At 38.1% G+C, this 9941-nt stretch carries 9 protein-coding genes and 4 pseudogenes; 9 read left to right on the forward strand and 4 right to left on the reverse strand.

Annotated features, from left to right (window positions below; translation table 11 throughout):
• From B3143_RS09565 to B3143_RS09575, 3 genes and pseudogenes are all read left to right on the forward strand, one after another.
• A pseudogene (locus B3143_RS09565) lies at positions 1-102 on the forward strand (heavy metal transporter); the annotation flags it as partial.
• A gap of 178 nt (positions 103-280) precedes the next feature.
• Complete coding sequence (locus B3143_RS09570) at positions 281-2758, forward strand: heavy metal translocating P-type ATPase (protein ID WP_004281880.1); 2478 nt, start codon at positions 281-283, stop codon at positions 2756-2758.
• 157 nt (positions 2759-2915) lie between these two features.
• Positions 2916-3008, forward strand: coding sequence for a YHYH domain-containing protein (locus B3143_RS09575; RefSeq protein WP_151809984.1), 93 nt, complete (start codon positions 2916-2918; stop codon positions 3006-3008).
• Between the two features lie 45 nt (positions 3009-3053).
• Here the strand turns inward: B3143_RS09575 and B3143_RS09580 are convergent, their stop codons facing one another.
• Positions 3054-3320: a metal/formaldehyde-sensitive transcriptional repressor gene (locus B3143_RS09580; RefSeq protein WP_005006352.1), complete on the reverse strand. Its 267-nt coding sequence runs from the start codon at positions 3318-3320 to the stop codon at positions 3054-3056.
• Between the two features lie 80 nt (positions 3321-3400).
• Between B3143_RS09580 and dmeF the strand changes: the two are divergent.
• Positions 3401-4303, forward strand: a pseudogene (gene dmeF / locus B3143_RS09585) (CDF family Co(II)/Ni(II) efflux transporter DmeF); the annotation flags it as partial.
• Positions 4304-4609: 306 nt separating this feature from the next.
• Here the strand turns inward: dmeF and B3143_RS09590 are convergent.
• The 3 genes and pseudogenes from B3143_RS09590 to B3143_RS09595 all read right to left on the reverse strand — a co-directional run bounded on the left by B3143_RS09590 (position 4610) and on the right by B3143_RS09595 (position 6647).
• Positions 4610-5224: a thiol:disulfide interchange protein DsbA/DsbL gene (locus tag B3143_RS09590; RefSeq protein WP_004281236.1), complete on the reverse strand. Its 615-nt coding sequence runs from the start codon at positions 5222-5224 to the stop codon at positions 4610-4612.
• Between the two features lie 177 nt (positions 5225-5401).
• A pseudogene (locus B3143_RS15255) lies at positions 5402-5523 on the reverse strand (cation transporter); the annotation flags it as partial.
• A gap of 557 nt (positions 5524-6080) precedes the next feature.
• The gene (locus tag B3143_RS09595) at positions 6081-6647 is read right to left on the reverse strand and encodes a recombinase family protein (protein ID WP_004812033.1); all 567 of its coding nucleotides are present in this window, start codon (positions 6645-6647) and stop codon (positions 6081-6083) included.
• Between the two features lie 314 nt (positions 6648-6961).
• Here B3143_RS09595 and arsC point away from each other — a divergent pair.
• The 5 genes and pseudogenes from arsC to arsH all read left to right on the forward strand — a co-directional run.
• Positions 6962-7389 (forward strand): annotated as a pseudogene (gene arsC, locus B3143_RS09600) (arsenate reductase (glutaredoxin)).
• Between the two features lie 44 nt (positions 7390-7433).
• Positions 7434-7757 carry a metalloregulator ArsR/SmtB family transcription factor gene (locus tag B3143_RS09605; protein WP_004644742.1) on the forward strand — a complete coding sequence of 108 codons (324 nt, stop codon included), beginning with the start codon at positions 7434-7436 and terminating at the stop codon, positions 7755-7757.
• 4 nt (positions 7758-7761) lie between these two features.
• A complete protein-coding gene (locus B3143_RS09610; protein WP_004781073.1) occupies positions 7762-8235 on the forward strand; it encodes an arsenate reductase ArsC in 474 nt (157 codons plus the stop codon).
• Positions 8236-8240: 5 nt separating this feature from the next.
• Positions 8241-9281: an ACR3 family arsenite efflux transporter gene (gene arsB, locus B3143_RS09615; RefSeq protein ID WP_004644740.1), complete on the forward strand. Its 1041-nt coding sequence runs from the start codon at positions 8241-8243 to the stop codon at positions 9279-9281.
• A 4-nt stretch (positions 9282-9285) separates the two neighbouring features.
• Positions 9286-9941: arsenical resistance protein ArsH (arsH, locus tag B3143_RS09620; protein ID WP_286740237.1), on the forward strand; the 656-nt coding region annotated here is incomplete at its 3' end.

Consider the following 9941-nt stretch of genomic DNA (forward strand, 5'->3'; position numbering starts at 1 on the left):
ATTGATTTACAAAACCGTATTGTTGAAATCAACACAACGGTGAGTCAGGATCAAGTCATTGCCACTCTCAGTGAGCGTGGATTTACAGCTGATCCTGCTTAATCTCTGTTAGAGTAACAGTGGGAATTCCTTACCACTTTTACTCTCTCTTATTTTCCTCATCGTACAGATAAAACCTGTACTTGCTTGAAATAAAAGTAATCCCTGAATTCCCCCTAATCTTGGTTCGAGCTGATCTTCGCATATAGAACTCAGCATATCTAAATGATAGAGATCGTATATGAGTACCGAAATGACTGATACGCCACACTACAGTGAAACATTAGAGATTGAGGGGATGACATGTGCTTCTTGTGTAGGCCGTGTGGAAAAAGCTTTAAAATCTGTTGAGGGTGTTGAATCGGCTCATGTAAATCTGGCTACCGAAAAAGCAGTCATTTATGCGCATCAACCACTTGATCGCGCTACTTTAATTAAAGCCGTAGAAAAAGCAGGCTACGAAGTGGAAGCGCTGCAACCAATAGAGCTTACGATTGAGGGTATGTCATGTGCTTCTTGTGTAGGTCGAGTAGAAAAGGCCTTAAAATCTGTTGAGGGTGTGGAATCAGCTCATGTAAATCTGGCTACTGAAAAAGCGACTATTCAGGCAAGCTCATCTGTCACTCGTGACTCGTTAATTCAGGCTGTCACCAAAGCAGGGTTTGAAGCAAAGTCAGTTCATCAAACTACGGAAAGCTTTCAAGATAAAAAAAATATTGAATTAGAAAAACTTAAAAAAGATTTAATTTTGTCAGTCTTATTGACTCTACCCGTTTTTATTTTAGAAATGGGATCACACCTGATTCCCGCCTTTCATACGTTTATGATGGATAACATTGGCCAACAAAATAGCTGGTTAATGCAATTTTTCTTGACCACAGTAGCATTAATTTTTCCAGGCCGACGCTTCTTTAAAAAGGGCATCCCAAGTTTATTCCGCTTAGCACCAGACATGAATTCCTTGGTGGCTGTAGGAACATTGGCTGCTTATCTTTATTCAGTGGTTGCTACTTTCTTTCCAAGTGTCCTGCCACAAGGCACGGTCAATGTTTATTATGAAGCTGCAGCGGTTATTATCACTTTAATTCTATTAGGTAGATTTTTTGAAGCCAAGGCAAAAGGCCGAACGTCTTTAGCAATTCAACATCTAGTTGGAATGCAGCCTAAAGTTGCCAGAATACAGCTCAATAATCAGGTGATAGAAGTTCCGATTGCCGAAGTTCAAACAGGAACGATTGTAGAGATTAGACCAGGCGAGCGTATCCCTGTCGATGGTGAAGTTATTCACGGCCAAAGTTTTATTGATGAATCCATGATTACTGGCGAGCCTATGCCCGTTGAAAAAACGATAGGCTCTACTGTGGTAGGAGGAACAATTAACCAAAGTGGCAGCTTAAATATCAAAGCCACCTCTGTTGGTAGTTCATCAGTGCTTTCTCAAATCATCCGAATGGTTGAACAGGCACAGGGTTCCAAGCTGCCTATTCAGGCATTGGTTGATAAAATTACCATGTGGTTTGTACCTGTAGTAATGGGTCTCTCTCTTTTAACTTTTATTACTTGGTTTATCTTCGGCCCTGAGCCAGCCCTAACGTTTAGCTTAGTTAATGCAGTTGCGGTACTCATTATTGCATGTCCTTGTGCAATGGGACTTGCAACGCCTACATCAATCATGGTGGGAACTGGGCGTGGTGCTGAAATGGGTGTTTTATTCCGTAAAGGGGAAGCTTTGCAGCTGCTCAAAGAAACTAAAGTGGTTGCTGTTGATAAAACAGGGACCCTGACTGAAGGGAAACCAATTTTAACCGATCTGCATGTCTTAGAAGGGTTTGAATACAATGCCGTACTTTCACTTATGGCAGCCGTTGAATCAAAGTCTGAGCATCCTATTGCTCGAGCAATTGTACAAGCCGCTATAGATAAGGAATTAATCCTGTCTCCTGTTGCTGATTTCAAGTCAGTCACGGGCTATGGAATAGAAGCAACGGTGTCTGAACATTTGGTTCATATTGGTGCAGATCGATATATGGAAAAACTAGGTTTGAATCCTAATGTTTTTTCTCAATTTTCGGATCGTTTGGGAGAAGAAGGAAAAACCCCTCTCTATGTTGCGATTGACCAGAAACTTGCTGCCATTATTGCTGTAGCAGATCCAATTAAAGAATCAACATTTGCTGCAATTGAAGCGTTACATCAGTTAGGTTTAAAGGTTGCCATGATTACAGGTGATAACCGTCATACAGCTCAAGCGATTGCAAAAAAACTAGGTATTGATGAGGTTATTGCAGAAGTCTTACCTGAAGGTAAAATAGAGGCCGTTAAAAAATTAAAAAATCAATATGGTAAACTCGCATATGTTGGAGATGGCATTAATGATGCCCCTGCACTTGCAGAAGCAGATATTGGTTTAGCAATAGGTACAGGTACAGACGTAGCTATTGAAGCTGCTGATGTGGTTCTGATGTCTGGCAACCTGAAAGGAGTGCCAAATGCTATCGCTTTAAGCAAAGCGACTATAACCAATATTCGTGAAAATTTATTTTGGGCATTTGTTTACAATGCAGCTCTGATTCCTATTGCAGCAGGTGTACTTTATCCGCAATTTGGACTGCTACTTTCTCCTGTATTTGCTGCTGGTGCAATGGCTCTCTCGTCAATATTTGTACTAGGAAATGCTTTACGATTAAAACGTTTTAAAGCCCCCCTTGCAATTATTTAACCATTTTTTATATACATTTAAAGTTTTGTTGGCTTTACTTTATATATTTGGAAATGGTCTAAGCCATGTTGGCTTTTATTAAATATCATACAGTTGATATTCTAATTATTTGAGAGGGATTAAGATGAAAAGAATTTTATTAATATGCTTTATAGGCATGTCATTTACCTATGCGAATGCTCATTCTGGGGGAACGAACTCACAGGGTTGTCATACCAACAGTAAAACTGGTGATTACCACTGTCATTAATAGGTGCGCACACAGTTTTTTTATTTAAAAGACTGTGCTTTAAAGTTATAAGTAGCGTTTAACTAAAGCTAAAAATTCATTTAGTTCTTTTTCCTTTATTTTCTCAGTATCACCGAGTACATGTTCTCTAAGATGAAGTTCTATTAACTCATTCATTAAGCCATTTATCGCACCTTTAATTGCTGCAACTTGCTGTAATACCTCAATACAAGAATTTTCAGAATTTAAAATATTCTGTTCAAGGGCATTAGTTTGACCTTGAATTCGTCTAATCCGATTTAAAATTTTTTTGTTCTGATTTAAGTGAGACATACTATTCAACCTCAAGAACATATACTATGGGGGAGTATTAATTGTGGTGCAATAAAATGTAATATCTAAATAATGTTAAAAGTGACCATTCGCATCAATTTGACGAAGGAAATCCTTTAGCACAAAAGAAAATTTTAATCGCAACCATCCTCACTGGTGTAATGATGGTGTTTGAAATTTTTGGAGGATGGTTCTTTAATTCCATGGCTTTATTGGCTGATGGATGGCATATGAGTTCTCATATGTTGGCATTGGGCTTAGCTTATTTTGCCTATAAAATGGCTCGAAAATATGCTCGTGATCAGAGATTCTGTTTCGGTACATGGAAGATAGAAATCTTAGCTGGATATTCGAGTGCCATTTTATTGATGGTTGTTGCTGTATTCATGGGTGTTCAATCGATAGAACGTTTATTCAATCCTGTGAATATTCACTACAACGAGGCAATTTCAATTGCGATTGTTGGCTTGATCGTTAATTTTATTTGTGCCTGGTTACTACGTGAAAATGGTCACCACCACCATCATCATCACTCTCATGATGACCATGACTTAAACCAGAAAGCCGCTTTTCTTCATGTAGTAGCAGATGCAGTAACTTCTGTATTAGCGATTATTGCACTTTTCGCAGGGAAGTATTTTGGATGGGATTTTTTAGATGCAATTCTAGGGATCGTAGGTGCAGTGCTTGTAGCACAATGGTCTTGGGGATTGATTAGAGAAACAGGTAAAACATTGCTTGATGCAGAGATGGAACATCCTGTAGTAAAGGAGATTCAGGAAGTTGTAGAGGAATTAGATAACCAAATTACGATTACTGATCTGCATGTCTGGAAAGTAGGTAGAAGTAAATTTTCATGTATTTTATCCCTAAATACAGTTAATGACTCCTTAACAGCAGAGGTAGTTCGTAAAGCTTTGTCAATTCATGAAGAGATTGTTCATATTTCTGTTGAAATTAACAAGAATTTCCATGTTGTTTAAATTAATATTTATTCCTTTTAAACTTTATCAGTCTATTTATGTAAATCTTAGATTAGAATTTGTTTGTTGTAGAGCGTCGGGGCGCCTCGGCAATTCTGCGTGTTGAAATAGAAAGGAAAATTCATTACTTTAAAGCGCAAAGCGTGTTGCAGATGCAGCTCTTATTCCGAGGAATTTTACACTGGTATCGCCCGCCGATAGAAACACCAGATCCGGCAGTCAGGACGTAAATAACCATTCCTCCAGTTTAAATAAAAAAACCTGCAGATTCGATGCAGGTTTTTTTTAGAGATAATCAATCGCGTCTTATTTGGCTTTACGCTCTTTCTCGATCAGGTAATTCACCACCTGAATGACTTTGGCATCATTACCCTGCACAATATATTTACCATTCACGGTCACTGCCGGAACACCACTTAACTGATACTGAGCAGCCAGATTTTTGGCTTGGGCAATTTTCGAAGTGATCGGGAAAGATTTATAAGTGCTGTTAAATTTCGCTTCAGGAATACCATAGCGGGTATAGAACTTGGCCAATTGCGCCTGTTCTAAAATTGGACGTTGCTTATCATGAATATCATGGAATAATTGTAAATGTGCTTTTTGACGCACACCCAATGCTTCAGACACATAATAAGCACGCGCTGCCTGCTCCCAGAGTGGATTCATTGCAGCCGGCGTACGTACAAAACGTACATCTTTTGGTAATTTTTTCAACCAGCCCTGCATATGTGGTTCAAGCGCGAAACAGTGACCACAGCCGTACCAGAAGAATTCACGTACCTCAATTCTGCCCGGTTTTTCGACTTTGACTGGTTTTGCAACCACCTGATAGTCCTGACCTGCCACAAAATTGGCCATAGCATTGCCTGAAAAGGCCAAAACAGATGCGGCAACAGCTCCTAAAAGGAATTTTTTCATTGGGATTATCGTCCTCTAAATCATTATGCTTAGTGTATGGGTTCACTATAAATCAATTATGCCGGTTCCGTTTTCATGCTGCGAACTTTTGTGCTATCAGAACCGCTACATTAAAGTATACGACTGATTTTAAGTCAGTTAATATGGCCATTCGACCGCTATGTGTTTTTAGATAATCACAAAAGTTAAACTTTGAGTAATAAAAACGGTTATAATTTCTACGATTAAAACGTAGTGGTCAAACCTACAGTAAATATTAGCTTCTTACTATTCTCTTCAGTAACAGCCGCGTGGCTATGATAATTGCTGGAATTTACAACATAGAACTGAGCAAAAAATGATTTATGAAAGGTTTATTAAATTAAATAAATTATTTATATAGTTAAAATTCACCTGATAAATCACTTTTTAATTTAAATTACTATGTTAATTATTTGTTAATTATTTCTAAATTTTTCTCTAAGAAACGGAGTCCCCCATCAGCAAAACTACTGGTTGAAAAAACTATAGTAAAAATAACTAAAATAATCTTCATGTACATATTATTGAATCTAATCATATCTTGGACCAAAAAAATCTTTACTTATAATAATGAGTAAATATATACATCCGAATGACGACAAAATTACAAACTTGTAATTTTGTTAAGGTTTGTTCTCAAAAAAATAAATTAATACTATTTTAAAAAAGATAAATCGTTGCTGAAAAAGCTAGATTGCAATCGAGTTAATTAATTATAAATCAAAAACTTATATTGTATAAAATTAGTAACTCTTTGCTTTCTGCACTTATTATTTAATCAACGTTTCACGATTTTCATAAGCTAAACTAAATATAGTCGCCAATTTCAATTGAGTTATTTCCCGGCTTTTAAATACCGATATACCGCTTGGCGACTAATTCCAAATGCCTGGCCTAATGCCATTTTTGAAGGGTACTTCCCTTCCTTCCAGTCTTGTCGCAAAGCTTCAGCCTGATCAGGTTTCAATTTATGTACCCGGCCTTTGTACTTCCCTTGAGAAGAGGCAAGTTTAATTCCTTCCTTTTGCCGCTCTAAAATGATCTCACGTTCAAACTGTGCAAAAGCACCCATCAGTTGCAGCATCAAATTATCCATCGGGGTGGATTGGGCCGTAAAAGTAATATTTTCTTTTACAAACTGGATGGCAATCCCTCGTTTGACCAGTTTATCCACTTCAGTCACCAAATCTTTTAAGCTTCGCGCAAAACGATCCATGGAATGTACTATCACCCGGTCTCCTTCCCGGACATAATTCAACATTTCCTGAAATTTCGGTCGGTCGGTATTTTTACCTGAAGCACGGTCAACAAAAATCCGGTCGACTTCAATTCCCTCAAGTTGACGTCCCGTATTTTGCTCGACCGAACTCACTCGCACATAGCCTACTTTTTGGCCTTTCACTTTTTACGCCCCAATTGGATAAAAATGAACAATTTCGTAAATTATAAATCTTTAATACCAAAGTTACATGTTACTTATGATTAAAAAACATTTAAATGGTACATGTTTTTAAAAACTTTTAAAATGTAATTTTAGGGTATACTCTAAATTTACATATTTAAATAACGAGTTTTTTCTCACTCATAAGAATTTGCAAGAATATATATACATTTATTGACATTAAGTAATTTAAATAAAATCAATATACGTATTTACATATATGTGGAAATACGTATATAAGTATATCTGAGTTTCTAATAGCAGTGTTAGTCAAAATGTTCTCGACCATAAAGATTTATCACAATCCTGAGTGTGGTACATCAAGGAATACCTTAGCTTTAATTCAAAATGCAGGAATTGAACCAATCGTTATTGAATATCTAATTACCCCACCTTCGAAAGCAGAATTAATTGAACTTATTCGTAGTGCTGGTTTAAGTGTTAGAGAAGCAATTCGTAAAAATGTACCTCCATATTCTGATTTAGAAATTGTTCGGGAAGATTGGTCTGATGAACAGCTTTTAAATTTTATGCTTCAACATCCTATTTTGATTAACCGCCCATTCGTTGTTACGGATTTAGGTACACGTTTGTGTCGTCCTTCTGAAGTTGTTTTGGATATTCTCCCTTTCCTCAGAAAGGCGCATTTAGCAAAGAAGATGGTGAAAAAATTATTGATGAAAATGGCCAAAGAATTAAATAGTACTTTCTCATCTCTTGAATGGAAAGAATGTGAAGGAGATTTATATGGATCAAGTTAATTTTTTTAAATGCTTATCAGATGAAACACGTCTCAATATAGTGACATTAATTGTTGAAAATAAAGAACTATGTGTATGTGATTTGACTGAAAAACTACAACTCAGTCAACCGAAAATTTCAAGACATTTAGCCCTTTTACGTGCTTCAGGGCTACTTCAAGATCGCAGACAAGGCCAATGGGTTTACTACAGTATCAATCCAAAATTGGCCAACTGGTGTTATGAAATTTTAGATATTTTGAAGACGGTTCAATCTCAATCAAAGCTGGATGATCAACACCCCCTTTCTGTAAATAGTTATTGTGAGTAATTCAATGAAATTTTTATTTTTATGTACTGGAAATAGCTGCCGTAGCATTTTGTCTGAAGTTTTGTTTAATAGCCGAGCACCAGAAGGTTGGAAAGCCTATAGCGCTGGGAGTAAGCCTTCAGGTCAAGTTCACCCGCTAACTTTAGAAACCCTTGAAAACTTAGGATTATCTACCGAAGGTTTATGGAGTAAAACGATTAATGATTGTGAACAATATCAACCTGATGTTGTGATCACAGTATGTGATTCTGCTGCTCAAGAAGCATGTCCACTTTATTTGGGTGGAGCAATCAAGGCACATTGGGGCTTGGCTGATCCTTCACACTTAGACGTGAATAAAGAAGAAAAAATGAAAGCCTTTATGAGCACTGTTGAACATATCAATCGTCGCTTAGATGCTTTATTTAAACTTAATGTAGATAAACTATCTCGCTCAGAATTGATTGCAGCAATTAATCAAATTTCGAACGTTGAGTAAGTGAAATGTCTGAAAAACGCTTATCTTTTTTAGATCGCAACCTGACGCTATGGATTTTTATTGCCATGGCCTTAGGCATTGCCATCGGAAACTTCTTTCCTCAGGCTTCTGTCGCACTCGATAAATTAAGCATTGATTCAGTGAATATTCCAATCGCGATTGGTCTTATTCTAATGATGTATCCACCACTGGCAAAAGTGAACTATGCGACTTTGCCACAAGTGTTTAAGGATAAGAAAACCCTTACTTTGTCCTTAGTACAAAACTGGCTGATCGCGCCAGTACTCATGTTTGCCCTGGCAATCATATTTTTACATAGTTATCCAGAATATATGACCGGTGTCATCCTGATTGGTCTTGCTCGATGTATTGCCATGGTTCTGGTGTGGAATGGCTTGGCCTGTGGTGATAATCAATATGTTGCAGCATTAGTTGCCTTTAACAGCATCTTCCAGATTCTATTTTTCAGTACCTATGCCTGGTTATTCCTGACCTTCCTTCCACCCTATTTTGGTGTCGCTTCGCAGGTCATTAATGTCGATTTCTGGACCATCACCCATGCTGTTCTGGTTTATCTTGGTATTCCGTTCTTATTAGGTTTCTTAACGCGATGGATTTTGGTGAAACAGAAAGGCGTGGAATGGTATGAAACCAAGTTCATTCCGAAAATCAGTCCGCTGAGTTTAATGGCTTTGCTGTTCACCATTCTGGCCATGTTTAGCCTAAAAGGCGGTGATGTCGTGAGTCTTCCGCTTGAAGTTTTACGCATCGCGATTCCTTTAACCATTTACTTCGTTTTAATGTTCTTCATCAGCTTCTTTATGAGTAAATGGATGGGCAATGACTATCCTAAGACCACAGCAATTGCATTTACCGCAGCGGGGAATAATTTTGAATTATCACTTGCAGTAGCGATTGCAACTTTTGGTATCGCTTCGCCTGTTGCTTTTACCACGATTATTGGCCCACTGGTCGAAGTTCCTGTGTTGATTGCCTTGGTGAGTGTTTCACTCTGGCTGAGAAAGAAAGTTTTTAAAGAGGCCTAACTCTATGAATCTCCCAAATGTAGATCTAAATCTTCTTGAGCAACCCACCTTTGAAAAAGTTCAAGCCAAAGAACTTGCTCATCCTCCGCGAATTTTGCTGCTGTATGGCTCTAATCGAGAACGTTCTTACAGTCGCCTTGCAGTTCTTGAAGCCGGTCGAATCCTTGAGCATTTTGGGGCGGAAATAAAAATCTTTCATCCTAAAGGGCTTCCTTTACCAGAAGATGCGGATACTGAGCATCCAAAAGTAAAAGAACTGCATGAGCTTTTAGCATGGTCAGAAGGCATGGTCTGGTGTTCACCTGAACGCCATGGTTCTATGAGTTCAATCTTTAAATCTCAAATCGACTGGATTCCACTGGCAGGAGGGGCAATCCGTGCTACCCAAGGTAAAACTCTTGCCTTGATGCAAGTCAGTGGCGGATCACAGTCATTTAACAGCCTGAACCAGATGCGTATTTTGGGGCGGTGGATGCGGATGATCACCATTCCAAATCAGTCTTCAGTTCCAAAAGCTTTTTTGGAGTTTGAAGAAGATGGACGAATGAAACCTTCGGCTTTCTATGACCGGATTGTGGATGTGATGGAAGAGTTATTTAAGTTCACCCTACTGACTCGTGGACAAAGCAAATACCTGACAGATCGTTATTCTGAACGCAA

The sequence above is a fragment of the Acinetobacter sp. UBA1496 genome, assembly GCF_002324975.1.
GTDB lineage: Bacteria > Pseudomonadota > Gammaproteobacteria > Pseudomonadales > Moraxellaceae > Acinetobacter > Acinetobacter variabilis.

Bases quoted from the DNA above. Each gene is read 5' to 3' on its own strand.
- B3143_RS09570 (WP_004281880.1), top strand. From the start codon at position 281: ATGAGTACCGAAATGACTGATACGCCACACTACAGTGAAACATTAGAG.
- B3143_RS09575 (WP_151809984.1), top strand. From the start codon at position 2,916: ATGTCATTTACCTATGCGAATGCTCATTCTGGGGGAACGAACTCACAG.
- arsB (WP_004644740.1), top strand. From the start codon at position 8,241: ATGTCTGAAAAACGCTTATCTTTTTTAGATCGCAACCTGACGCTATGG.
- B3143_RS09590 (WP_004281236.1), bottom strand. From the start codon at position 5,224: ATGAAAAAATTCCTTTTAGGAGCTGTTGCCGCATCTGTTTTGGCCTTT.
- B3143_RS09580 (WP_005006352.1), bottom strand. From the start codon at position 3,320: ATGTCTCACTTAAATCAGAACAAAAAAATTTTAAATCGGATTAGACGA.
- B3143_RS09605 (WP_004644742.1), top strand. From the start codon at position 7,434: ATGGATCAAGTTAATTTTTTTAAATGCTTATCAGATGAAACACGTCTC.
- B3143_RS09610 (WP_004781073.1), top strand. From the start codon at position 7,762: ATGAAATTTTTATTTTTATGTACTGGAAATAGCTGCCGTAGCATTTTG.